The organism is Streptomyces sp. FXJ1.172 (assembly GCF_001636945.3).
Lineage (GTDB): Bacteria > Actinomycetota > Actinomycetes > Streptomycetales > Streptomycetaceae > Streptomyces.
Window position 1 is genome coordinate 5,671,190 of record NZ_CP119133.2, and the last position, 22,814, is coordinate 5,694,003.

A 22,814-nucleotide genomic window follows, 5' to 3' on the forward strand; every position below is an offset into this window, starting at 1 on the left:
CGTCACGACACCGAGGACGCCCCGGGCACCATCGCCCGGGGCGTCTCGTCTCTTGCCGGACCTTAGGAAAAAGATGTACGGCGAATTTACTGTTTCCCGCTAAACGATGGGTTTCGGATAGGGTCGGCGCGTGACACCGAACCTCGAGACCCGCCCGGCACCCCCGGCGCCCGCGCCGGTACGGGCGGCCCGGGGGGCACTGTCCATCGCGCTCGCTCCAACCTTCCGTTCTGTCGTCTATCGCACCCGGGTGTTCCAGCAGGATGCACACCGCACCATCTGACACCGAGCCCGTGAGCCGTACGGAGCCGCTGCCCACCACCGCCCGAGCCGGGCGGGCGCTGCCACAGGCCGTCGCCGCGCTCGTCGTGGTGCTGATGCTCCTTGTGATCGTCCGCCTGCCCTGGGCGGGCGACCTCGGCATGCACGCGGCCACCGTCCAGCGCCTGAGCCACAACCTCCTGCATCCCGGCAATCCGCTGGTCGACGCGGACACGCCGAGCCCGTACTACTCGCCGTGGATGGTGGTGCTCGGCTGCCTCGCCAAGATCACTGGTCTGTCGGTGTTCATGGTCCTGCGCATCGCCGCGGTCATAGGCCTCGGCCTGCTGGTCACGGGGGTCTGGCGGTACGTCCGCACGCTCAGCGCCCACCGCGCGGCACCCGCCCTCGCCCTGCTGAGCCTGCTCCTGCTCTGGGGCCCGGTGCTGTTCAACTGGTCCGGCTTCCTGGGCCTGAACTCCCTGGCGCTGACGGTGTCGTACCCCAGCGTGTTCGCACTCGGCCTCGCCTTCCACTTCTGGGCGTGGCTCACGCGCACGCTGCGCGAGCCGGAGCCCGCCTCATGGGGGCGCTGGCTGCCGCTGGGCCTGCTCTGGGCCCTGATCCTGCTCTGCCACCAGTTCACCGGGGTCGTGTCGACCCTGGGCGCGCTGGGGATGGTGATCGCGGCGCGGCCCACCCGTGCGGTGCTGCTGCGCCTGGCGGCCGCGCTGGCGCTGGGCATGCTGCTGCTGGGCCTGTGGCCGTACTACGACTTCTTCTCGCTCTTCTCGGCGGGCTCGAACCTGGAGGCCATCCACAAGCCGCTCTACGAGCAGCTGGCCGGGCACTTCGGTTTCGTCCTGCTGGGCGTGGCCGCCCTGGTCCTGCGCTTCCGCCGTGACCGCTGGGACCCTCTGGTCCTGTTCTTCGCCCTGGGCGCGCTGATGTTCGCCGCGGGCGGTCTGACCGGCCACTACTCGTGGGGCCGGGCCCTGCCAGCCGCGCTGATCCCGGCCCAGCTGGCGGCCGCGCTCGAGGTCGTGACGGCGGGTCGGCGTGCGGTGCGGACCGGTGCGGCGTGCGTACTCGGTGCCGTACTGGCCGTGGGGGCGTGGACGCAGGCCGGGACGCTCGGGTACGTGATCCCGAAGAGTGCGCTGCCGTCGGCCGTCGCGGACAAGTACGAGACGCCGTGGGTGGGCTACCACTGGCTCACGCCGTGGGTGAAGTACGGGGACGTGGTGATGGCACGCACGCTTCCGTCGCGGCAGATCCCCGCGTACGGGCCGTACACCGTGACCACCGGATATCCCGATTTCTTCCTGCCGGACGAGGCGAAGCGGGACGCGGCGGTGGAGCGGTACTTCGCCGACGGGACGTCCGCCGCCGAACGGCAGGGGATTCTGCGGGAGTACAAGGCGCGGTGGGTCGTGGGCTCGCGGCGCCTGGCCGGCCCTGGCCTGCGCAAGGTGACGACCGGTCCCGATCACCAGGTCCTGTACCGAGTGGTGCGCTGAGCCACGAACACGTGAATGCCTGAAGGGGCGCGGGGAAGTTCCCCGCGCCCCTTCAGCGCAACGGCGCTAGGAGGTCACCGGAGCACGCTGGACAGGAGCTTCGCCGCCTTGCGGACCTTCGGGCGGGCGACCTTGCGGACCACCGGACGGATCACCTTGGCCGTGACCCCCACCGGGCGCCAGCGGATCTGCAGGCGGCCGGGGTTGCGGCCCTCCGGCTCTATCGTGACGTCGTGCGGGGTCGCGCCGGAGCGGTAGTCGACGCGGGCCGTGATCGCCGGGAAGTCCAGCGGGGCCAGCAGGACACCCGAGTGGGCCAGGCCCTGCTGCTGGAGGCGGATCTGCGGGTGGCGAAGGCCCTCGAAGCCCTGGAACGGGACGGGCGCGGCCGACAGGTCCAGCCGGACGGTGCCTTCGAAGAGGCCCGGGCTGACCGGGTCGAGACGGAAGGGGACCGTCATCCTGCGGTTGCCGGGCGACAGCAGCAGGCTGGCCCGCTGCGGGCCGACCGGGAGGCGCAGGCCCGGGTCGTACGTACGGATCGAGAGCGTCAGCGTCGCGCCCCGGCCGCGCTCCAGCCCGGTGATCTCGTGGCGGAACTGCGCGCTCGGGAACGGACGCGTGTCCAGCTCCAGGTCGGAGAGGTCCAGCTCACGGCGGGCACGGTCCGTGGTGGGGACCTCATCGCCCCAGTACGGCACACCCGAGGCGTCGGCGGTGACGTGGCGCGGTGCCACCCTGTCGCCGAGGCCGCGCGCCGCGAGCTGGGCGTCGGCCAGGCGGCCGTCCCGCAGCAGCTGCAGCACCACCCGCTCCGGGCGCGGCAGCCGGGCGTACGCACCCTCCGCCAGCGTCTCCAGGTACGGGTTCATGATCTCGGCGAAGGCCTCAAGCCACTCCTCGTCCCGGTAGGGCAGGTCGCCCGCGTACATCCGGAAGTCGTGCTTGAGGAACTTGAAGTCCTTGTCCTCACGCAGCCCGGCGTGCCCGCTCTCCACCAGGAACTCGTCGATCAGCGTCTGGACGTACACGCGGTCGCGGACGTTCGTGACCTTGTGCCGCTGGTTGGAGATGGACGCCGAGGCCGCCGCCGCGTACGGGTCGATGTACCAGACGTAGACCGGGTCCGGGATGATCGTGAACGCCTTCGCCAGGCAGTAGGCCTGGGCCGAGAACAGCTGGTCCTCGTAGTGGATGCCCTCGGGGAAGCGCAGGTCGTGCCGGTCCAGGAAGGAGCGCGCGTACATCTTGCTGGTCGACAGGTGCTCGAACAGCAGGCGCGGGTCCTTCTCGATGCCCTCGACCGTGCGCTTCTCGGTCACCACGTGCGGCATCCAGGTCGAGCGCTTGCCGTTGTCCACCCGCACGCGGCGGACCGCGCCCATGGTGAAGTCGACCTCGCGCTCGCGGTGCGCGGCGAGCAGCAACTCCACCGCGCGGGGCGGCAGTTCGTCGTCGCTGTCGAGGAACATCAGGTACGGCGCCCGGGCGATCTCGATGGCCCGGTTGCGCGGGGCGCTGCAGCCGCCGCTGTTCTCCGGCAGCCGGAGGTAGCGCACGCGCTCGTCCTGCGCCTCCAGCCGGCGCGCCACGGTGGGCGTGTCGTCGGTGGAGTGGTCGTCGCTGATGATGATCTCGATGTTCGCGTGCGTCTGCGCGCGCAGCGACTCCACGGCCCGGGGCAGGCGCTCCGCGTCGTTGAAGACGATGACCGTGACCGTGACGTCAGGGGTCGTGGTCGTGGTCGTCATGCCGAGGCCTCCTCGGGGGTCGGGGCGGGGGTGCGTTCCTCGATCGGGAGCACCGGGGGCAGGGACTCCTCCGGCTCGCCGAGGAACACCCGGCGTACGACCCGTTCGGCGGCGCGGCCGTCGTCGTACTCACAGAACCGGCGCCGGAACGCGGCCCGTGCCTTGGCCGCGCTCTCGCCGCGCCAGGCGCCGGAGACGAAGATCTCCGTCAGTTCCTCCTGGGTGCGCGCGACCTGGCCGGGGTGTTCTTCCATCAGGTCGAAGTAGACGCCACGGGTGGTCCGGTACGTCTCCCAGTCGTCGGCGTAGACGACGATCGGGCGGTCCAGGTTGGCGTAGTCGAACATGATCGACGAGTAGTCCGTGACCAGCGCGTCGGCGGCCAGGCACAGCTCCTCGACGGGGTCGTAGGAGGAGACGTCGATGATCCGCCCGGAGCGGCGCAGGCCGGTGAGCGGGGAGGCGGCGCCGCCGTAGAAGTAGTGGGCGCGCACCAGCAGGACCGTGTCCTCGCCGAGCCGGTCGGCGAATTCCGCGAGGTCCAGGCGCGGGGTGAAGCCGGCCTCGTAGTCGCGGTGGGTCGGGGCGTACAGCACGGCCTTCTTGCCGGGGGCGATGCCGAGGCGCCGGCGGGCGGCGCGCACGTCCTCGGCCGTGGCCTTGTAGAAGACGTCGTTGCGCGGGTAGCCGTAGTCCAGCGAGGTGAAGCGGGCCGGGTAGGCGCGCTCCCACATACGGGTCGAGTGGCTGTTGGCGCTGACGCTGTAGTCCCACTTGTCGATACGGCCCAGCAGGGCGTCGAAGTCCAGGCCCTTGGCGGCGGCCGGGTGCTCCATCTGGTCCAGGCCCATGCGCTTGAGCGGGGTGCCGTGGTGGGTCTGCAGGTGGATGGCGTCCGGGCGCTTGACCACCGCGTTGGGGAAGTTGACGTTGTTCACCAGGTACTTGGCGGTCGCCAGGATCTCCCAGTAGCGGCGGGTGCCGGGGATGACGTAGTCGGTGCCGGGCGGCAGCAGGGCCTCGTTGCTCTTCGACACCACCCACACCGGGTGGATGTGCGGCGCGAGTTCGGCCATCTTGGCGGCGATCGCGGCCGGGTTGCAGGCCACACCGCGCTCCCAGTAGGCGGCGAACACGGCCAGGTGCGGGTTGACCGGGCGGTTCAGCGCGCGCTGGTACTGCTGGTCGCGCAGCTTGGCGCCCAGCTCCTTCTTCCGGGTCCTGACGGCCTTCTTGGCGGCGCGGCGGGTGCGGTTGGCGGCCTGGAACGCGCGGTACTTGGTGTACGCGCCCTCCTCCAGCAGGGCGTGCCGTACGCCCTCCACGCCCGCCGGGCGCTCGTGGTTCTCGGGGCGCCAGCGGACCGCGGCGAGGGAGGCGCGGCGGAAGAACTCGCGGGCGATCGCGTCGGGGAGGTTCTCGCCGGCGAAGGTGCGCACCAGGTCGCGCATCATCAGGTCGTACAGCACCGCGCGGGTGGCGCGGCGGTCCCGGGTGAGCGGGAGCAGCGACTCGTAGCGGTCGATGAGCGCGAAGCGGTCCTCGGGGTCGAGCGGCGGCAGGCTCTCGGGACGCAGCTCGCGGTTCTCGTACGCCGCCTGGTTCAGGCAGGCGACCCGGTCGGCGTGCAGCAGGACGGCGTGGGCGGCGTGCGCCTCGTCGCCGGCGGTGAGCTGCTCCTCGTGGGCCCGCCAGAAGTCGGCGCGCAGCGCGCGGTTGCCGAGGATCGGGGTGAGGCGCAGCAGGTCGGCGGACTCGTTCAGGGCGAAGCCCTCGCGGCCGACGGCGGCGAGCAGACGGCCGTCGCGGGAGGCCCGGGCGGCGGTCTGCCAGGTGGTGACGACGTGGTCGAAGAGGAGCACGTCCACCGGGGCGCCGGTGGCCTCGGCGTCGAGTTCGGCGGTGCGCTCGGCGATCTGGCGCGGGGCGCCGGCCGGCAGGCTGTCCTTGGCGTGCACGAAGTGCAGCCAGCGGCCGGAGGCGCGGGCGGCGCCGGCCGCGCGGGCCGCCGCGTCACCGGTGCCCTCCGGCAGGGGGACGACGATCGTCTCGGGGGCGTGGCCCTCGGCCGTCTCCTGCGCCCAGTCGCCGACCGCGGCGACGACGATCTCGGCGTCGAGGAGGGGATGGGCTTCAACGGAGTCCAGTAGCTCTGTCAGATGCCCCTGTGCGTTCGGTCCGTAGACGATGACGCTGAGTTGGGGCATCGCAGGGGACTCCTTAAAACTATGGGTGTGGCCACTCTTCATAACATATGTTCACTCAGTGGATGAAAGCGATCATGCCACGTGGGGGAAGAGGCGGACCTAGGCAGGAAGACGAACTTCCGTGGGCTGGGGTTTCTTCCCGCGTAACTTTCCGGCCGCCTTCTTACCGTCGTTTCTTGCGATGCGCTTACTGTATCGATCCGGCACAGGGGCCCCGGTCAGGCCGCCTTCTTCTTGTCGCCCTTGTCGCCGGTGAAGGCTTCGTACTCCTTCATGACGTCCTCGGTCGGACCGTCCATGCGCAGCTCGCCGCGCTCCAGCCAGATGGTCCGCTCGCAGGTGTCGCGGATCGACTTGTTGTTGTGGCTGACCAGGAAGACCGTGCCCGCCTTCTCGCGCAGCTCGCGGATCCGGTCCTCGGAGCGCATCTGGAACCTGCGGTCACCGGTGGCGAGGGCCTCGTCGATCAGCAGTACGTCGTGGTCCTTGGCGGCGGCGATGGAGAAGCGCAGACGGGCCGCCATGCCGGAGGAGTACGTTCGCATCGGAAGAGTGATGAAGTCACCCTTCTCGTTGATTCCGGAGAAATCCACAATGTCCTGATAACGCTCCCTGACCTCCTCGCGGGACATGCCCATGGCGAGGCCGCCGAGCCAGACGTTGCGCTCGCCGGTGAGGTCGTTCATCAGGGCCGCGTTGACGCCGAGCAGGGAGGGCTGGCCGTTGGTGTAGATGCGGCCGTTCTCCACCGGGAGCACGCCGGCGATCGCCTTGAGCAGGGTCGACTTGCCGGAGCCGTTGGTGCCGATCAGGCCGACCGCCTCGCCCTTGTAGGCGACGAACGAGACCTTCTTCACGGCGTGCACCCGGCGCACGCCCGCCGCCTTCTCGGTCTGCTTGCGGCGCAGGATGCGGTTGAGGGCGGCGGTGGCGGAGCCGCGGCCGGAACCGGTGCCGTGGACGCGGTACACGATGTCGACGTTGTCGACGACGATGGTGGGGATCTTCTCGCTGCTCGCGAGGCGCTCGCGCCGCTCGCGCATCATGCGCTCGTCGGCGCTCTCCTCGGTGATCTCGGCGATCTCGGTGATCTCGGGGTTCTGGGGGGTCTGCTCAGCCACGGCCGTACTTCTCCTCTGCCTTCCAGAAGTAGATGAAACCACCGATGCCGACGACCAGGGCCCAGCCGATCGCCGTGGGCCACACGTGCGGGGGCAGCTGCTTGGCATGGAAGCTCTTGATCAGGGCGAACCGCATGAGGTCGATGTAGACGGCGGCCGGGTTGGTCTCCAGCAGCGTCGTGACGATGTGCGGCAGGTGGTCCTTCTTGGTGAGGCTGTGGATGCTCCACATCACACCGGACACGTACATCCAGGTGCGCAGCACGAACGGCATCAGCTGGGCGATGTCCGGGGTCTTGGCGCCCATCCGCGCCATGATCAGCGACATCCCCGCGTTGAACACGAACTGCAGGACCAGTGTGGGGATCACCAGCAGCCAGGAGATGGAGATCGGCACGCCCAGGCTGAGCAGGATGACGACCAGCGCGGCCATCGAGAACAGCAGCTGCTGCAGCTGCTGGATGCAGAAGGAGATCGGCAGGGCGGCGCGCGGGAAGTGCAGGGCGCGCACCAGGCCGAGGTTGCCGGAGATCGCCCGGGTGCCGACCTGGATCGAACTCTGCGTGAACGTCCACACGAACACGCCGGTGACCAGGAACGGGATGTAGTCCGGAACGCCCTTCTTGGTGCCGAGCAGCACGCCGAAGATGAAGTAGTAGACCGCCGCGTTCAGCAGCGGGGTCATGACCTGCCAGATCTGGCCGAGCTTCGCCTCGCTGTACTGGGCCGTGAGCTTGGCCGTCGCGAAGGCGGTGATGAAGTGGCGCCGGGCCCACAGCTGACGGACGTATTCGGGCAGGGTGGGTCGGGCACCGCTGACTGTCAGGCCGTGCCGGGCGGCCAGTGCCGCGAGGTCGTCGTCCGGGACCTGGGTAGGGGGCGGTGTGTCGAGGACCTGGCTCACATCCGCTGCTTTCGCTCGGGGGAGGGGGGATGCGCGTCCGGCTGGCCGCCGGGGCGCGTCGGGCCGTCCGTCCGATGTTTCCTTACGTTTCTCTTCACGTTCTCTTACGTCAGGACGGGACCGTATCGTCGCATCGCGAGAGTAGAACCAATCGACGTCGGAACGCAACCGTATCGTCGTCACGGACCTATGCTGTGAGTCATGACGACGAACGCCGACGAGCTCCCGAAGCGTGAACGCCGCAGGGCTCCTGCCGGAGCCGCCGTGCTCCGGCAGGACGTGACCGAGGCCATCCGGGCGGCGGTCTTCGAGGAACTCGCGGCGGTCGGGTACGCCCGGATGTCCATCGAGGGCATCGCGCGCCGCGCGGGCGTCGGCAAGACCGCGGTGTACCGCCGGTGGCGTTCCAAGCTGCACCTGGTCCTGGACGTGGTGTCGGCGATGGCGGTCCTGGGCCTGCCGGTGCCCGACACCGGCTCCCTGGAGGACGACCTGCGCCTGCTGTACGAGGTCACGTCCCGGGCCCTGCGCCATCCGGTGGCCTCGCAGATCATCCCCGACCTCCAGGCCGAGGCGGCCCGCAATCCCGACATCGCCGAGGCCTTCCAGAAGGCCCTGCGGGACGGCCAGGAGGGTGTGGCCAGCAAGATCGTCGCGGCGGCGGAGGCGAGGGGAGAGGTGGGGCCGGGCATCGATCCCGACCTGGCCCTGGACCTGATCTCCGGGCCGCTGTACTGGCGAGCGGTGGTGATCCGGTCGGCCAAGCTGCCGAAGGGATACCTGGCGAATCTGGCCCGGGCCACGGCGGGGGCGCTGAAGGCGCTGTAGGGCGCGTGGCGCGGGGGCTACGCGGCTTTCGGGGTAAGGAGCCTCTCGGTCAGTTCCGTCAGGTCCCGGGCGCGCAGCACCCGCCCGCCGAATCCCGGCAACGGCACATGCAAGGGCCCGGTCCAGCGGGCCGGCAGCGCGCTCACTCCGTACACCGCGCCCGCCAGCGCTCCCGTGACCGCTGCCACCGTGTCCGTGTCGCCGCCGAGGTCGACCGCCGCGCGGACCGCGTCCTCGTACGACCCCGTGGTCCGCAGGGCCCACACCGCCGAGCCCAGGCACGGCCAGACCGCTCCGTTGAACTCGGTGGCCAGGTCCGGGTGCCAGTCACGGGCGAGGACCACGGCGTACCGCTGCCGGTGCGCGGGGTGCAGGGCGGTCAGGGTGTCCGGTACGGCGCCGAGCGGGTCCGCTCCGGTCAGGGCGACCCGGATCAGTTCGTGCAGGGCCGCCGTGCCCTCCCCGGCCGCGGGGTCGCCGTGGGTGAGGGCGGTGAGGCGGCGGGCGGCGGTCATGGTGGATTCGCGGCCCCGGTGGGCGAAGTGGACTGCTGAGGGGGCCGCTCGCATCAGGGCGCCGTTGCCCGCCGCCCGCCCGCTGCTGCGGAAATGGAGGGCCGCGGCCGTGTCCCAGGGGGCGCCGCCGGTCAGGACCGCCTCTGTCTGGAGGCCGATGTCCTTCGGGTCGGCGCCGGCCCACCGCTGGAAGCGGCGGAAGACGTCCGCGGGATCCAGGCCGCCGCGCTCCACCAGGGACTCGGCGGTCAGCACCGCCATCTGGGTGTCGTCCGTCGCCTCGCCCGGGTCCCAGCCGCCGCCCCCGCACATCTCGCCGCCGTGCCCCGGACGCGGGAAACGGGCGGAGAACGCGCCCTCGGGCCCGAACTCGAAGGGGGCTCCGAGGGCGTCGCCCACGGCGGAGCCGAGCACGGCGCCGAGGGCGCGTTCCATGGGGGTCATGCCCGGCGGGCTACGACCGGGCCGCCTCCGGGTGGTGGTGGACCCAGCCCTCCCAGGCCGAGGTGATCATGTCGTGGACGTCGTACTTGGCCTGCCAGCCCAGCTCGGTGCCGATGCGGGTCGCCGAGGCGACGACGCGGGCCGGGTCGCCGGGGCGGCGCGGGGTGACCGTCGGGGGGCGGTCGTAGCCGGTGACCGCGTTGATCCGGTCGATCATCTCGCGGACGGAGACGCCTTCGCCGCGGCCGATGTTCAGGGTCAGATCCGTGCCGGGGGCCGAGCGCAGGGCGCGGGCGACCGTGACGTGGGCCTCGGCCAGGTCGACCACGTGGATGTAGTCGCGTACGCAGGTGCCGTCCGGCGTGGGGTAGTCGTCGCCGAAGATGCGCGGCGGGGCGCCCTCGGTGAGCTTCTCGAAGACCATCGGGATCAGGTTGAAGACCCCGGTGTCGGCGAGTTCGGGAGTGGCCGCGCCCGCCACGTTGAAGTAGCGCAGGGACGCTGTGGACAGGCCCGTCGCCTTGCCCGTCGCGCGGACCAGCCATTCGCCGGCCAGCTTCGTCTCGCCGTACGGGGACAGCGGGACGCAGGGCGTCTCCTCCGTCACCAGGTCGACGTCCGGCATGCCGTAGACGGCCGCCGACGAGGAGAACAGGAAGGACGGGACCTGTGCGGCCGTGACCGCCTCCAGCAGGACCCGCAGGCCCTCCACGTTCTCGCGGTAGTAGTGCAGCGGGAGGTCCACCGACTCGCCGACCTGTTTCTTCGCCGCCAGGTGCACCACCCCGCTGATCTCGTGCTCGGCGAGGGTGCGGGCCACCCGCTCGGCGTCCAGGGTGGAGCCCCGCACCAGCGGGACCTCCGCCGGCACGCGCTCGGCGATGCCCGTGGACAGGTCGTCGTAGACGACCGCGCGCTCGCCCGCCTCGGTCATCGCTCGTACGACGTGTGCCCCGATGTATCCGGCACCGCCGGTGATCAGCCAGGTCATGAGAAGGCCGTCCTCTTGTCAGTTGGCCCGTGGAACCGCTCGGTGGAGCAGCGGGCGTCTTTCAGTGAAGCAGCAGGTGTGAAGCACCCGCGACACGGCATGCGCGCAGCGGGTGCGACGGGTGGCCGGTGGCACGCGCGCGTACCAGTGCCCAACAGGGGCACTAGCGCAGCAGCCGCTTCAGGCGCCTGCGGGCCACCCGCAGGGCCCCGCCCGCGCCGCTCGCCACCCGCAGGGCGAGCGCGCCGGAGTGCGTAGCGTACGGCTGTACCAGGAGCACACCGTGCCGGACGTTCGGGACGGCGCGCCGGAGCAGCCGGCCGGCGCCCGTCAGGGCGTGCGCCGTGACCTCTCGCTCCGTGCCGTCCGCGAAGCGCACGGTCAGGCGCAGGTCCCAGGTGCCCGCGCCGAGCGCGGCCAGGTCGACGGGCACGTCGGCGGACCAGCCGTCCGCGTCCGCGCCGGAGGGGGTGAGCGGGACGGTCGTGCGTTCCCGCGCCCGTTCGTCGTCGCGTGCGCCCCACTCCACGTCCACCTCGCGCGGGCCCGCCTCGGCCACCCTGCCGTACATCTCGTGCAGCGTCAGGCGCAGGCGTGCGGCGCGTGCGCGCAGGCGCAGTTCCGCGTCCACCGCGAGCGGGAGGAGTTCGGTGGGGCGGGTGAGGAACGGCGCCAGGGAGACCTGGGGGAGGTCGGCGGACCAGACGGGGACGCCCTCGGCGTCACGGGCGTACGGCGGCAGCAGACGCGCCGGGCGCGCGGCCAGCTCCCGCAGGCGGGGCAGGTCGCGGGGCTCGGGCGACTCCAGGACGACGCGTGCGAGGACGCGGCCCGGGGCGCCCGGGTTCAGCTCCCAGTCGGCGGCGTCGTAGCGCGTCAGGTACTCCTGGGTGTGCGTCCACCACGCGCGCTGGTAGTGCGCGTCGCGCAATCCCAGCTCGCGCGTGTACATACGCACCTCGTGGTCGAGGAACTTGGCCCGCGCCGCCCGCGCCAGCTCCTTCTGCCCGGCGCCCAGCAGAATCTCGTACGCCAGCGCGCACGCCTGCGTACGCGCCTTCCAGTTGTCGATGCGGTCCCGGTCCAGCGAGAGCGACAGCTGCTCGGCGCTGCGGCGCACGTGCCACACGTACACACGGTCCGGTACGAGCGCCATGCGCGGGTCGGCGGCCAGCACGCGCGAGGTGAAGACGATGTCCTCGTAGAGGAAGCGGCCCTCCGGGAAGCGGATGCCGTGCTCACGCAGGAAGTCCGTGCGGTACAGCTTGTTGACGCAGAGCGTGTCGTGGACCAGGCGGGGGTGCCGGGCGGGGCGGGCGAGGACGGTGTGCTCCGTGTAGAGGGGCGCCTGCCAGGGCTGTTCGCGCCCCGAGGGCAGCTCCCGGCGGACACACAGCCCGGCCGTGACCTCGGCACGCGCCTGCGTCGCCGCCGCCAGCAGCGCGTCCACGGCACCGGGCGGCAGTACGTCGTCGCTGTCCAGGAACATCACGTAAGGCGCCGTCACCGCGTCGATGCCGTCGTTGCGCGGGCTGCCGCAGCCGCCGCTGTTCTCGCTGCGGCGCACCACCCGCAGCCGGGGTTCCCCGGCGGCCAGCCGCTCGAGCAGGTCGGCGCTGCCGTCCGCGGAGCAGTCGTCCACGGCGATGACCTCGGCGACCGCGGGCCCCTGTGCCAGCGCCGAGCGCACGGCATCACCCACATGGCCGACGTCGTTGTAGCCGATGACGACGACGGCGACCTGCGCCGGGCGCGTCGGCTCAGGGTCGCCGGCCGGGTCGGCCGCGCCGGGCACGTCGGCTATGTCTGCCACGCCCGACGCGTCAGGCGTGTCGGGCGTGTGCGGGTCTTGCGGGTCTGGTCGCATGGGGTCCACGGGCCGGGAGCGTAGAAATTTTCGGTAATACCAAGGTAAGGATACGTTAAGGGACGCTTACGGCTTGCCCCGGAAGGCGATCAGGACCGACCAGGGGTTCCACCCTGTGCGCCGTCCTTTCCTCCGGTCGTGCCGCCCGCCACAGCCGGACGAACGACAGCACGGCCGCGCAGGCCAGGAGCCCGTTGCGCGCCAGCATCAGCAGGCAGCCGGTCCAGGTGCCGTCGATCACCTCGCCGTAGGTCATCGGGAACACCACCGTACTCAGCGCGGTCGCCGCCAGGATCAGCACCGCCACCGGCCGCTGGCTGGTGTGCCGTGAGGTCAGGCACACCGCGGCGAGACCGAGCAGCCAGATCATGTACTGCGGGCTGATGACCCGGCTGGTGACCGTGAACAGCAGCACCGCGCTCAGTGCAGCGTCGAACGGGGTGGCCTCGCTCCAGCGCCGCGCCCGTACCCGCCACACCACCAGCAGTGCGGACGAGACCGCTGTCAGCGCCAGGCAGGCCGCGGCGACGGCGTTCACGTGTGGGCCGACCAGTTCGGCGGAGCCGTACTGGTAGCGCTCGTGGCCCGGCCAGCCGGCGTGCCGCGCCAGGTTCAGCGCCGTACCGCCGAGCGACTCGATCTGCACCCCGCGCCCGCCCTGCTGCCGCACGAAGGACAACGGGTTGCGGAACGCCAGGGTGAGCAGCCCCAGCGCGACGGCCCCGGCCGCCGCCGCCCACTTCCACGCCCCGCGCGTCACCGGCCCCCGGGGCATCCCCAGCAGCACCAGCGCCGGCCAGACCTTCACCAGCGTGCCCAGCGCCGCGCACACACCGCCCGCGCGTGGGGAGCGTGCGGTGGCGAGCAGGGAGAGCACGGCCAAGGCGGTGACCTGCACGTCGTAGCGGACGAGCGGGACCTGGAGCAGCAGCGGCAGGCCGCCCGTCCACAGGGCCGCGCCGCGCAGACTGCGCCCCGCGCGCGTGCCCGCGCGGACCAGCGCCGCCGTGACCAGCGCGTCCACGGCCAGCGTCAGCACCACGAACGCCTGGAAGTACGTCAGCCCCGGCACCAGCCCCGGCGCCAGCAGCACCGCGCCCGCGCCCGGCGGGTACTGCCACAGCGTGTCGTGCGCCGGGAAGGCGCCGTGCGCGAGGACGCCGTACCACCGGTGGTACAGGTGCGACACCTCGCGGGCCACCGCGCCCCCGCCCAGCAGCGGGGCGCTGTCGTGGAGGAGGAGCCACAGCATCAGGGCGCGAGTGGCCGGCCAGAGAGCGGTGACGCCGAGGACCCCGCCGGTGTTGACACGGTGACGGTTCATCGCATGGGAGCCTAAGGCGAAAGAAAGGTGCATCCATGCCGATACGCCGTCATGACCGCAAAAGGATTGGTTAATCAGAAAAGATCGGGCGGACCGTGGCGAACGTCGGGCTTCCTGCGACACCCCAGCCGCCGACACCCCAGCCGCCGGCACCCCGAGCCGTCGTCGTACCGGGCGGCGTGGCACCGCCCGGGCCGGTGGACCGCGGGGCGCGACTTCGCCGCCGGGCCGCCGTGTGCGGGCCCGCGCTGGTGATGCTCGCGGTCGGGCTCTGGGGGCTCGACCGGGGCGGGATGTGGCGCGACGAGGCCGTCACCTTCCAGGTCGGGCGCCGCTCGGTGCCGCAGATCTGGCGGCTGCTGCACGGGGTGGACGCCGTGCACGGCCTGTACTACCTCCTCATGCACGCCGTCCTCGCCGTCCACCCCGGCGAGGTCGTCCTGCGGCTGCCATCGGTGTGCGCGGCGGCGGTGACGGCCGCCCTGGTGGCCGCGCTGGGCACCCGGCTGGCCCGGCCGCGCGTCGGGCTGTGGGCCGGCCTGCTCTACGCCGCCGCGCCCATGGCCGGCCACTACGCCCAGGAAGGCCGCTCCTACGCCCTCGTCGCGGCCGGCGCGACCGGCGCCACGCTGCTCTTCGTACGGGCCGTGCGGGGTGGCTCCTGGTGGGCCTACGGCGCCGTCCTCGGCGTCACCTGCTGGCTGCACGAGTTCGCGGTGCTGCTGCTGTGCGCCCACGCGGTGTCGCTGGCGTCGGCCCGGGCCGGGCTGGGAGTCGCCCCGCCCGAGCGAGGCCGGGAGTGGGGGAGGGTATGGCGGGGCTGGGGGTGCGCGGCGGGCTCGGTCCTGCTCGCGCTGCTGCCGATGGTGCTCGTCTCGCGGGGGCAGGCGGCGCAGGTGGCGTGGCTGCGCAGGCCCACGGCGGATACGGCGCAGGAGCTGCTGCGGGTGTTCCTGGGGCCGGGCCGGGCGGTGTACTGGGTGTGTCTGGTGCTGGCCGGGACGGGCCTGGCCGGGCTGTTCGGGCGGCGGGGGGACCTCACGCTCGCCGGGGTGGCCCTGCCGCTGACGGTGGTGCCGCCGGGGGTGCTGATGCTCGCTTCCCAGGTCTCGCCGCTGTTCGACGACCGGTATGTGCTGTACGCGCTGAGCGGGGCGCCGTTGCTGGTGGCCGCGGGGGCCGAGCGGGTGGCGGCCGCGGCCGGCACGCTGAGAGGCCGCGCTCATCCACGGGCCGGGCATCCGCGGTCCCGGCTGTTGTCGGCGCGGTTTCCGCGGCCTGGGTCGCCGCGGGCCCGGTTGCCGCGGCCCAGGCTTCCGCAGTCCCGGCAGCCCCGGCAGCCCCGGCAGCCCCGGCTGCCACGGCCCCGGCTGTTGCCGGCCCGGCACCCTGAGTGCGTTCTCCTGTGGTCCCGTCTCGGCACCCTCGTCGGTGTTCTCGCGATCGCCCTCGCCTTCCTTCACCGGCTCCCCCTCCTCCGGGCGGACCGGGACCCCGCGACACGGCCCGACGATCTCGCCGCCGTTTCCCGGGTCGTCGCGCGGGAGGCCCGGGCCGGGGACCCCGTCGTCTTCCTGCCGGCGAGCGCGCGGAATGCGGCGCTTGCCTATCCGGGGGCGTTCCGGGGGAGTGCGGGACGTGGGGCTCGTGGCGGCCCCGGCCGCGTCGGGGACCTTGTACGGGCGGGAGGCGGGACCTCGTGGGATGCGGCGCAGGCTGGAGCGGCTCGACCGGGTCTGGGCCGTGGCCGACGACGATCTGCTCGCCGGGCGCTGGAGTCCCGGCAGCCGCACCGAGCGGGCCAAACTCGCCGTACTGGCACGGGAGTTCACCGGGCGCGAGACGATCGTGCGGGGCGGGATGACCGTACGGCTCTACGTCCGCGGCCCCGCCGCCCCGCGTCAGTCCCGCTGACCGGCGTCCCGGGCTGCCGCCGTCGCCGCCGCGTCCAGTGCGTCGGTGAGCTGATCGAGGCGTTCGCGCAGGTCGGCGATCTCCGCCGGGTCGAAGCCGGTGGCGCCGACGATGCGGCGGGGCACCTCCAGGGCCCGCTCGCGCAGGGCCGTGCCCTCCTCGGTGAGCCGCACCCACACCGAGCGCTCGTCCTCGGCGCTGCGCTCCCGGCGCACCAGACCGGCCGCTTCCAGCCGCTTGACCAGCGGGGACAGCGTGCCGGAGTCGAGTCGCAGATGTTCACCGAGCTTCTTGACGGGCAGGTCGCCCTGCTCCCACAGCACCAGCATCACCAGGTACTGGGGGTAGGTGAGCCCGAGGTCCTTCAGGACCACGCGGTAGACGCCGTTGAAGGCGCGGGACGCGGCGTGCAGGGAGAAGCAGATCTGGCTGTCCAGGCGGAGCCAGTCCGCGTCGGCGGCTGTGCGGGTCGTGGCGGTCATGCCCCCAGGGTAGCTCTTGCGAGCCATTCGATTGCGCACAACTTAATTGTGTGCTCTACTTGTGGTCGTGAGGCGGTCAGGACAGGGGCCGCCGGACACCGACTTCGTAAAGGGATGGTCTTCATGGACGCGCTCTACACCGCCGTAGCCACTGCCACCCACGGCCGTGACGGTCGTGCCGTCTCCTCCGACGGCAAGATCGACCTCAAGCTGGCCCCGCCGGTGGAGCTGGGCGGCAACGGTGAGGGCACCAACCCCGAGCAGCTCTTCGCCGCCGGTTACGCCGCCTGCTTCGGCAGCGCCCTCGGCCTCGTGGGCCGGCAGGCGAAGGTCGACGTCAGCGACGCGGCCGTGACCGCCGAGGTCGGCATAGGCAAGCAGGGCGAGGGCTTCGGGCTGAAGGTGACGCTGCGCATCGAGCTGCCCGACACCGTGGACCAGGAGACCGGCCGCAAGCTGGTCGAGACCGCCCACCAGGTCTGCCCGTACTCCAACGCCACCCGCGGCAACGTCGAGGTCGACCTCGTCGTCGAGTAACCCGCGCATGTCCGAGGGGGCCGGTGCCACGCCTGCACCGGCCCCCTCGCGCGTACGTCCCCGGGACCGGAGCCGTTCAGCGGCTCTCGGCGACGGGAACGCGACCGGAAGGCCGCGGCACGGTGGCCGACGGGGAGAAGGTGGCCGCCGGCGGCACCGGATTGCGTCGCGCGAGCGGTACCACCGGCGGCCGGTCCGGCTCGCGCAGCACCACATGGCGTACGACCCGTTCGGCCGCGCGCCCGTCGTCGTACGGGCAGAACCGCTCCCGGAACGCCGCCCGCAGCTGCGCCGAGCGCGAGCCGCGCCAGTGGCCGGTCGCGAAGATGTCGATCAGCTCGTCCTCGCTGCGCGCGACCGCGCCCGGCGGGCAGGCCCGCAGATCGAAATAGCAGCCACGGGCCGCCTCGTACGCCTCCCAGTCGGCGGTGTGCACCACGATCGGCCGGTCCAGTCCCGCGTAGTCGAACATCAGCGACGCGTAGTCGGTGAGCAGCGCGTCCGAGGCCAGACAGAGGTCCTGCACGCGCGGACGGCCGCGGACGTCGATGATCCGGCCGCCCCCGGCATCCGGGTCGTACGGCGTACGGGCCAGGAGCACGAAGCGCGGGCCGAGGCGGCGCGCGATCCGCGCCAGGTCCAGCAGCGGGCGCTGGGTGCGCAGATGGTCGCGGGGGGCCGGTGCGTACAGGATCGCGACCGCGCCGTGCGGGATGCCCAGCGACTCGCGCAGCCGGACCACGTCCGCCGAGGTCGCCCGCTGGAAGACGTCGTTGCGCGGGGCGCCGTACTCCAGCGTGGTGTAGCGGCCGGGCAGGACCCGCTCCCCGACGAGCGTGGAGTGCCGGTTGGCGGACAGGACGTGGTCCCACCGGTCGACGTCCCGCAGCAGCTCGGCGAAGTCGGTGTCCCGGGCCGCCGCCGGGCGCTGGAGCAGGTCCAGGCCCATGTGCCCGAGCGGGGTGCCCTGCCGGGTCTGGAGCAGCACCTGCCCGGGCCGTTTGCGCAGCCGCCGGTCCAGGGCGCCGTCGGTGACCAGGTACGCGGAGCGGGCCAGCGCCGTCCAGTAGGCGGCGGTCCCGGGGCGGATGCCGCGCGGACCGGACGGGAGCGCGGGTCCGTGCCCGGGGCGGGCGATCCATGCGGTCCGGATGTGCGGGGCGAGGGCACGGAACGCCTCCTCCAGCGCGCCCGGATCACCGCCGCCCGTTTCGGAGGCGAACACCGCCCGGTCGGCGCGCACGGGCAGCCGCAGCTGGATCCGGTAGTGCAGCCGCAGCACGCCGGCGTGCACGGCACGGGCGGGCTTCACCATCGCCTTCAGCGTGCGCCGGCGCACGGCCGAGGCCAGCCGGAGCGCGAGGAAGGTGCGGTGCAGGCCGAAGCGGATCAGGACGCTGCGTCGCCGCATCCGGACGCCCGGGACCCGGTAGCGGCGGTAGTGGGCGCGGGCCCGGCGCAGGAACTCGGCGTGGCTGCCGCGCGGCAGCCGGCCCCGCCTGGTGAACACCGTCGCGTAGTGGTCGATCATGCGGCGGAACAACGCCGGCCGCCACCGCGCCAGTTCGGGCCGCCCGGCGAGGTAGGCGAACACCCGGTCGTACTGTTCGAACAGGTCGAAGTGGCTGCGGCTGGTGGTGGACAGGATGTTGCCCTGCCTGCGCTGCCGGTAGCCCACGCACACCCGGTCCAGGGTCGCGATCGACTCCGCCGTCATCAGCACCGGGAACGTCCAGGGCGTGTCCTCGTAGTAGCCCGGCGGGAAGGTGAAGCCGTGCTCCGCGACGAACTCCCGCCGACAGGCCTTGTTCCAGGCCACCATCAGCACCCGCAGCAGCTCCGGCCGGTCCTCGAGACGGAACGGCGCCGGGCCCCGCTCGGTGAGCAGGCCGGCGAGGTCGTTGCGCACCGTGCGGCCGTCCCAGTACGTGCGCGCGTAGTCGTACACCAGGACGTCCGGCTCCCCGGTCTCCTCGATCCGGTCCGCGATCGCCCTGAGCGCGCCCGGGGCGAGGGTGTCGTCGCCGTCCAGGAAGATCAGGTAGTCGCCGCTCGCCTCGGCCGTCCCCGCGTTCCGGGCGCCGCCGAGTCCCTGGTTGCGGGCCAGGTGGACGGCCTTCACGCGCGCGTCCCCGGCCGCGTACTCGTCGATGATTGCGCCGCAGGCGTCCGGTGAGCAGTCGTCCACGGCGATCAGTTCCAGATCGGGACACGACTGCGCGAGCACCGAGTCCAGGCACTCGGAGAGATACGCCTGGACCTGGTACGCGGGGACAATGACACTGAACCTGGGCACGGGACATCCAAGGGTCGGCGGTCGGCGCGGGGCTGTGACCGGGAACGGCCGTTGGAGTGAATTGGTTACGCCCCGTGTACGGCAAGTGGGGGACGCTCGGTGAACGCCAGGGGGCGGGCCGTTGAAGACCCGCCCCCGGCCCCGTGCCACGGGTGACTACTTGACCGCGCCCGCCATCACGCCGGACACGAACTGCCGCTGGAACGCGAAGAACACGGCCAGCGGGATCACCATGGAGACGAACGCGCCGGGCGCCAGCACGTCGATGTTGTTGCCGAACTGCCGTACCTGTGTCTGCAGCGCGACCGTGATCGGCTGGGTGCCCGACTTGGTGAACACCAGGGCGACCAGCATGTCGTTCCACACCCACAGGAACTGGAAGATGCCGAGGCTCGCGATCGCCGGCCCGCCGAGCGGCATCACCACCCGTGCGAACAGCCGCAGTTCACCGGCGCCGTCGAGGCGGGCCGCCTCGAGGAGTTCCCTCGGGATCTCGGCGAAGAAGTTCCGCAGCAGGAACACCGCGAACGGCAGGCCGAAGCCGGTGTGGAACAGGATCACCCCGAAGATCGTCCCGAACAGGCCGATCCTGCCGAACAGTTCGGCGATCGGGATCAGCGCCACCTGCACCGGCACCACCAGCAGGCTCACCACGCCCAGGAACCACCAGTCCCGGCCCGGGAACTCCATCCACGCGAACGCGTAGCCCGCGAGGGAGCCCACCACGACGACCAGGACGGTCGCCGGGACCGTGATCAGCACGGTGTTCCACAGGGAGTGGGTGATGTCGCCGTTCTCCAGCAGCTTGCGGTAGCTGTGGAAGGTCAGCTGGGACGGCTTGGAGAACACCGTCCACCAGCCGCTCGCGCTCATGTCCTCGGGCGCGCGCAGCGAGGAGACGAGCAGGCCGATGGTCGGCACCAGCCAGAACAGGCCGACGACGATCAGGAACACCCGGACCAGACCGCCGCCCAGCTTCCCGGCGATGCGCGAGCCGAGCGGCTGCCGGGCCCTCACCACCGTGGCGGCCGGGGCCGGCTTCCCGACACTTCCGGCGGTCGCCGTCATCGCCTGACCTCCCGCCTCAGCCGGCGAACGTTGAACAGCATCACCGGGATGACCAGCACCAGCAGCAGTACCGCGATCGCGCTCGCGATGCCCGGCTGGTCCTCCGCGAAGCCCTTGCGGTACAGCTCCAGGGCGAGCACGTTCGCGTCGGCCTGGGAGGAGCCCGGGGCGATGATGTAGACGAGGTCGAACACCTTCAGCACGTTGATCATCAGGGTGACGGTGACGACCGCGAGGACCGGTGCGAGCAGCGGCACGGTGATCTTGCGGAACACCTGCCACTCGGTGGCGCCGTCCACCCGCGCGGCCTCCAGCAGCTCCCGGGGCACGCCCGCGAGCCCGGCCGCGATCAGCACCATCGCGAAGCCCGCCCACATCCACACGTACGACCCGATGATCGCCGGGGTGACCAGCGCCGGGCCGAGCCATTCGACCCCGTTGTACGGCTCCCTGAAGTTGCTCGCCGGCAGCCGCAGCCTGGCCCCGTCGGCGGACGCGGGCAGGGTGAAGGTGCCGTCGCCGGCCGCCTTCGTGGAGGCGACCACCTTGCCGTCCTTCACCGCCTCGATCCGCATCCCGGCATACCCCAGCTCGGACGGGTCGGGCCGGCCGAGCCGTCCGACACCCTTGCCGCGGGTGAAGTCCTGCCAGGTGGTGCCGGTGATCCTCGTCGGATCCGGCTTCGCGGCCACGGCCTTCTTCGCGCCGTCCGGCATCTGGTCGGGTGCGACGCCGACGAGGGGGAGCATGACCGGCTGCCCGGCGTGGACCGTGGCCGACGTGATGAACCCGCCGTGGTCGGGTTCCAGCGGCGACTCGCGGCCCGGGTGGGCCTTCGGGAACGCCGAGGACTGGGCGAAGGTGTCGTGCACGCCCACCCACACCGCGTTCGCGACGCCCTTGTGCGGATCCTGGTCGTACACCAGCCGGAAGATGATCCCGGCCGCCAGCATCGAGATCGCCATCGGCATGAAGACGACCAGCTTGAACGCCGTCCCCCAGCGCACCCTTTCGGTCAGCACCGCGAAGACCAGACCGAGCGCGGTGGAGACCGTGGGCGCGAACACCACCCAGATGACGTTGTTCTTGAAAGCGGTGCGGATGCTGTCGTCGGTGAAGAGGGCCTTGTAGTTGCCGACACCGGCGAAGCCGTGGCCGGAAGCGCCCACGAAACTGCGCACCAGCGAGTACCCGATCGGGTAGACCACGAGCGCGCCCAGCAGCACCAGGGCGGGCAGCAGGAACAGCGCTGCCACGGCCTTGCGGGTGCCGGTCACGCTCTGACGGCTCTTGCGACCGCGGGGCGCGGCGGGACCCGGTGGGGCCCCGGCCGCCGCTGCCGACGCCATCGCCGGGTCAGCTCCCGCTTCCGTACGCCGCCGCCGCGTCCTTCTCCAGCTTCGCCTGGGTGCCCGCCACGTCCGTCGGGTTCTTCAGGAAGTCCTGGAGGTCCTGCCACTCACCCTTGCCCGGGGTGCCGCCGAAGGCCTGCGGGGCCTGGTCGGACATGTCGAAGCGGAAGTCGTCGCCGGACGCGATCAGCGCCTTGGCGATCTTCTGCTGCACCGGGTTCGGGTACGCCGAGACCGGCACGTTCCTGTTCGGCGAGAGATAACCGCCGAGCTTCGCCTGGATCGTCGCCGCGTCCGGGGAGGCGAGGAAGGTGACCAGGGCCTGCGCCGCCTTGGAGTCCTTCAGGACCACCGCGGCGTCCCCGCCGGTGACCACCGGCGCGGTGGACCCGACGGCCGGGAACGGGAACACCTTCGCGTCCGTGCCCACCTTCGCCTTGGTCTCACCGATGTTGACCTGCACGAAGTCGGCCTCGTAGACCATCGCGGACTTCGGCTGGTCGCCGCCGGTGAAGGTCTGGGTGACCGAGGCCGGGAACTCCGTCTGCAGCGCGCCGCTCTGGCCGCCCGCCAGGTACTCCTTCTTGCCCCAGATCTGCGCGAGCGTCGTCAGCGCCTGCTTGACCGAGGGATCCGTCCACTTGATCTTGTGCTGGGCGAGCTGGTCGTACTTCTGCGGGCCGGCCTGGGACAGGTAGACGTTCTCGAACCAGTCCGTCAGCGTCCAGCCGTCCGCACCGGCCACCGAGAACGGCGTGACACCGGAGTCGTACACCGCCTGCGCGGTGGCCAGCAGGTCCTTCCAGGTCTTCGGCTCCTTGGCGTTCGCGTTCTCGAAGACCTTGGCGTTGTACCAGACCAGCGACTTGTTGGCGGCCTTGTAGTAGACGCCGTACTGCTTGCCGCCGACCTTGCCGATGTCCTGCCAGCCCTGCGAGTAGTTCTTCTGCAGTTCCTTCAGGGCGTCCGGGCCGAGCGGCTTGGCCCAGTTGTGCTGCACGGCCTGTTTGATGGCGCCGGGCTGCGGCAGCATCGCCACGTCCGGCGGCTGGCCGCCCGCGATCTTCGAACCGAGGAAGTTGATGATCGGGTCCTGCGCGGGCACGAAGGTCACCGTCGCGCCGGTGCGCTGCTCGAACTCGGCGAGGACCTTCTTGAAGTTGGCCTGCTCGGCGCCGGTCCAGACGGCGGCCACCTCCAGATGGGCGCCGTTCAGCTTCGGCAGGGTGACGGTGGAGCCGCTGGGGGCCTGAGTGCTGCCGCTCGTCTTGGTGCCGTCGTTGTTGTTGCCGTTGTTGCCGTTGCCGCCGCTGGAGCATGCCGAGAGCGCGAGGGCCCCCGCGAGCAGCGTGGCGAGTGTGGTGACGGTCCTGCGTGTCCGGATGGTGTCGCTCTGGCTGCGCATCACTTCCCCGTTCGTCGTTCGTCGCTG

At 71.8% G+C, this 22,814-nt stretch carries 18 protein-coding genes and 1 pseudogene; 6 read left to right on the forward strand and 13 right to left on the reverse strand.

Translation table 11 applies throughout. From position 1 onward, the window contains the following. Nucleotides 1–130: 130 nt before the first annotated feature. Both A6P39_RS25360 and A6P39_RS25365 read left to right on the forward strand, forming a co-directional pair. Nucleotides 131–283: a hypothetical protein gene (locus A6P39_RS25360; protein ID WP_159396104.1), complete on the forward strand. Its 153-nt coding sequence runs from the start codon at nt 131–133 to the stop codon at nt 281–283. Continuing rightward, nucleotides 264–1,781, forward strand: a complete 1,518-nt coding sequence (locus A6P39_RS25365; RefSeq protein WP_443052964.1) for a hypothetical protein — start codon at nt 264–266, stop codon at nt 1,779–1,781. The genes A6P39_RS25360 and A6P39_RS25365 overlap by 20 nt, the downstream gene beginning before the upstream one ends. Before the next feature lie 74 nt (nt 1,782–1,855). Here A6P39_RS25365 and A6P39_RS25370 read toward each other — a convergent pair whose 3' ends face one another. The 4 genes from A6P39_RS25370 to A6P39_RS25385 form a co-directional block, all read right to left on the reverse strand. Then, nucleotides 1,856–3,532 carry a glycosyltransferase family 2 protein gene (locus A6P39_RS25370; RefSeq protein WP_067048049.1) on the reverse strand — a complete coding sequence of 559 codons (1,677 nt, stop codon included), beginning with the start codon at nt 3,530–3,532 and terminating at the stop codon, nt 1,856–1,858. Then, nucleotides 3,529–5,739, reverse strand: a complete 2,211-nt coding sequence (locus A6P39_RS25375; RefSeq protein ID WP_067048051.1) for a CDP-glycerol glycerophosphotransferase family protein — start codon at nt 5,737–5,739, stop codon at nt 3,529–3,531. The genes A6P39_RS25370 and A6P39_RS25375 overlap by 4 nt, the downstream gene beginning before the upstream one ends. A 218-nt stretch (nt 5,740–5,957) precedes the next feature. Beyond that, nucleotides 5,958–6,782 carry an ABC transporter ATP-binding protein gene (locus A6P39_RS25380; protein ID WP_067048453.1) on the reverse strand — a complete coding sequence of 275 codons (825 nt, stop codon included), beginning with the start codon at nt 6,780–6,782 and terminating at the stop codon, nt 5,958–5,960. Nucleotides 6,783–6,852: 70 nt separating this feature from the next. Further along, nucleotides 6,853–7,764 (reverse strand): ABC transporter permease, encoded by a 912-nt coding sequence (locus A6P39_RS25385; RefSeq protein WP_067048053.1) that lies wholly within the window; start codon nt 7,762–7,764, stop codon nt 6,853–6,855. A gap of 201 nt (nt 7,765–7,965) precedes the next feature. Here A6P39_RS25385 and A6P39_RS25390 point away from each other — a divergent pair, with 201 nt between their 5' ends. After that, nucleotides 7,966–8,592 (forward strand): TetR/AcrR family transcriptional regulator, encoded by a 627-nt coding sequence (locus A6P39_RS25390; protein WP_067048055.1) that lies wholly within the window; start codon nt 7,966–7,968, stop codon nt 8,590–8,592. Nucleotides 8,593–8,609: 17 nt separating this feature from the next. Here A6P39_RS25390 and A6P39_RS25395 read toward each other — a convergent pair whose 3' ends face one another. The 4 genes from A6P39_RS25395 to A6P39_RS25410 form a co-directional block, all read right to left on the reverse strand. Beyond that, nucleotides 8,610–9,542: an ADP-ribosylglycohydrolase family protein gene (locus A6P39_RS25395; protein ID WP_443053074.1), complete on the reverse strand. Its 933-nt coding sequence runs from the start codon at nt 9,540–9,542 to the stop codon at nt 8,610–8,612. A 19-nt stretch (nt 9,543–9,561) separates the two neighbouring features. Continuing rightward, nucleotides 9,562–10,542, reverse strand: a complete 981-nt coding sequence (gene galE / locus A6P39_RS25400; RefSeq protein ID WP_067048059.1) for a UDP-glucose 4-epimerase GalE — start codon at nt 10,540–10,542, stop codon at nt 9,562–9,564. A 163-nt stretch (nt 10,543–10,705) separates the two neighbouring features. After that, nucleotides 10,706–12,409: a glycosyltransferase family 2 protein gene (locus tag A6P39_RS25405; protein WP_079133497.1), complete on the reverse strand. Its 1,704-nt coding sequence runs from the start codon at nt 12,407–12,409 to the stop codon at nt 10,706–10,708. 55 nt (nt 12,410–12,464) lie between these two features. Continuing rightward, complete coding sequence (locus tag A6P39_RS25410) at nt 12,465–13,733, reverse strand: glycosyltransferase family 87 protein (protein WP_067048061.1); 1,269 nt, start codon at nt 13,731–13,733, stop codon at nt 12,465–12,467. 254 nt (nt 13,734–13,987) lie between these two features. Between A6P39_RS25410 and A6P39_RS45545 the strand changes: the two are divergent. Both A6P39_RS45545 and A6P39_RS25425 read left to right on the forward strand, forming a co-directional pair. Continuing rightward, a pseudogene (locus A6P39_RS45545) lies at nt 13,988–15,358 on the forward strand (glycosyltransferase family 39 protein); the annotation flags it as partial. A 79-nt stretch (nt 15,359–15,437) separates the two neighbouring features. Next, the gene (locus tag A6P39_RS25425; protein ID WP_234378975.1) at nt 15,438–15,647 is read left to right on the forward strand and encodes a hypothetical protein; all 210 of its coding nucleotides are present in this window, start codon (nt 15,438–15,440) and stop codon (nt 15,645–15,647) included. On the opposite strand, the gene A6P39_RS25430 is transcribed toward A6P39_RS25425, so the two are convergent. Further along, on the reverse strand, nt 15,635–16,156 hold the full coding sequence (locus tag A6P39_RS25430) for a MarR family transcriptional regulator (RefSeq protein WP_079133498.1): 522 nt from the start codon (nt 16,154–16,156) through the stop codon (nt 15,635–15,637). The two genes, A6P39_RS25425 and A6P39_RS25430, sit on opposite strands and share 13 nt — an antisense overlap. Nucleotides 16,157–16,252: 96 nt before the next feature. Between A6P39_RS25430 and A6P39_RS25435 the strand changes: the two genes are divergently transcribed. After that, a complete protein-coding gene (locus tag A6P39_RS25435) occupies nt 16,253–16,666 on the forward strand; it encodes an organic hydroperoxide resistance protein (RefSeq protein ID WP_067048458.1) in 414 nt (137 codons plus the stop codon). Nucleotides 16,667–16,742: 76 nt separating this feature from the next. Here A6P39_RS25435 and A6P39_RS25440 read toward each other — a convergent pair whose 3' ends face one another. The 4 genes from A6P39_RS25440 to A6P39_RS25455 all read right to left on the reverse strand — a co-directional run bounded on the left by A6P39_RS25440 (nt 16,743) and on the right by A6P39_RS25455 (nt 22,787). Then, nucleotides 16,743–18,962, reverse strand: coding sequence for a bifunctional glycosyltransferase/CDP-glycerol:glycerophosphate glycerophosphotransferase (locus tag A6P39_RS25440; protein ID WP_067048063.1), 2,220 nt, complete (start codon nt 18,960–18,962; stop codon nt 16,743–16,745). Nucleotides 18,963–19,118: 156 nt separating this feature from the next. Beyond that, nucleotides 19,119–20,030 carry a carbohydrate ABC transporter permease gene (locus tag A6P39_RS25445; RefSeq protein WP_067048065.1) on the reverse strand — a complete coding sequence of 304 codons (912 nt, stop codon included), beginning with the start codon at nt 20,028–20,030 and terminating at the stop codon, nt 19,119–19,121. After that, nucleotides 20,027–21,379 (reverse strand): carbohydrate ABC transporter permease, encoded by a 1,353-nt coding sequence (locus A6P39_RS25450; RefSeq protein WP_079133499.1) that lies wholly within the window; start codon nt 21,377–21,379, stop codon nt 20,027–20,029. The genes A6P39_RS25445 and A6P39_RS25450 overlap by 4 nt, the downstream gene beginning before the upstream one ends. A gap of 7 nt (nt 21,380–21,386) precedes the next feature. Then, nucleotides 21,387–22,787, reverse strand: coding sequence for an ABC transporter substrate-binding protein (locus A6P39_RS25455; protein WP_067048069.1), 1,401 nt, complete (start codon nt 22,785–22,787; stop codon nt 21,387–21,389). Nucleotides 22,788–22,814: the final 27 nt, after the last annotated feature.

What these genes read in the sequence shown, in the direction of transcription:
- A6P39_RS25365 (WP_443052964.1), top strand. Translation starts at nt 264, where the DNA reads ATGCACACCGCACCATCTGACACCGAGCCCGTGAGCCGTACGGAGCCG.
- A6P39_RS25410 (WP_067048061.1), bottom strand. Translation starts at nt 13,733, where the DNA reads ATGAACCGTCACCGTGTCAACACCGGCGGGGTCCTCGGCGTCACCGCT.
- A6P39_RS25405 (WP_079133497.1), bottom strand. Translation starts at nt 12,409, where the DNA reads ATGCGACCAGACCCGCAAGACCCGCACACGCCCGACACGCCTGACGCG.
- galE (WP_067048059.1), bottom strand. Translation starts at nt 10,542, where the DNA reads ATGACCTGGCTGATCACCGGCGGTGCCGGATACATCGGGGCACACGTC.
- A6P39_RS25375 (WP_067048051.1), bottom strand. Translation starts at nt 5,739, where the DNA reads ATGCCCCAACTCAGCGTCATCGTCTACGGACCGAACGCACAGGGGCAT.
- A6P39_RS25450 (WP_079133499.1), bottom strand. Translation starts at nt 21,379, where the DNA reads ATGGCGTCGGCAGCGGCGGCCGGGGCCCCACCGGGTCCCGCCGCGCCC.
- A6P39_RS25395 (WP_443053074.1), bottom strand. Translation starts at nt 9,542, where the DNA reads ATGGAACGCGCCCTCGGCGCCGTGCTCGGCTCCGCCGTGGGCGACGCC.
- A6P39_RS25390 (WP_067048055.1), top strand. Translation starts at nt 7,966, where the DNA reads ATGACGACGAACGCCGACGAGCTCCCGAAGCGTGAACGCCGCAGGGCT.
- A6P39_RS25435 (WP_067048458.1), top strand. Translation starts at nt 16,253, where the DNA reads ATGGACGCGCTCTACACCGCCGTAGCCACTGCCACCCACGGCCGTGAC.
- A6P39_RS25455 (WP_067048069.1), bottom strand. Translation starts at nt 22,787, where the DNA reads ATGCGCAGCCAGAGCGACACCATCCGGACACGCAGGACCGTCACCACA.
- A6P39_RS25430 (WP_079133498.1), bottom strand. Translation starts at nt 16,156, where the DNA reads ATGGCTCGCAAGAGCTACCCTGGGGGCATGACCGCCACGACCCGCACA.
- A6P39_RS25370 (WP_067048049.1), bottom strand. Translation starts at nt 3,532, where the DNA reads ATGACGACCACGACCACGACCCCTGACGTCACGGTCACGGTCATCGTC.
- A6P39_RS25445 (WP_067048065.1), bottom strand. Translation starts at nt 20,030, where the DNA reads ATGACGGCGACCGCCGGAAGTGTCGGGAAGCCGGCCCCGGCCGCCACG.
- A6P39_RS25425 (WP_234378975.1), top strand. Translation starts at nt 15,438, where the DNA reads ATGCGGCGCAGGCTGGAGCGGCTCGACCGGGTCTGGGCCGTGGCCGAC.
- A6P39_RS25380 (WP_067048453.1), bottom strand. Translation starts at nt 6,782, where the DNA reads ATGCGCGAGCGGCGCGAGCGCCTCGCGAGCAGCGAGAAGATCCCCACC.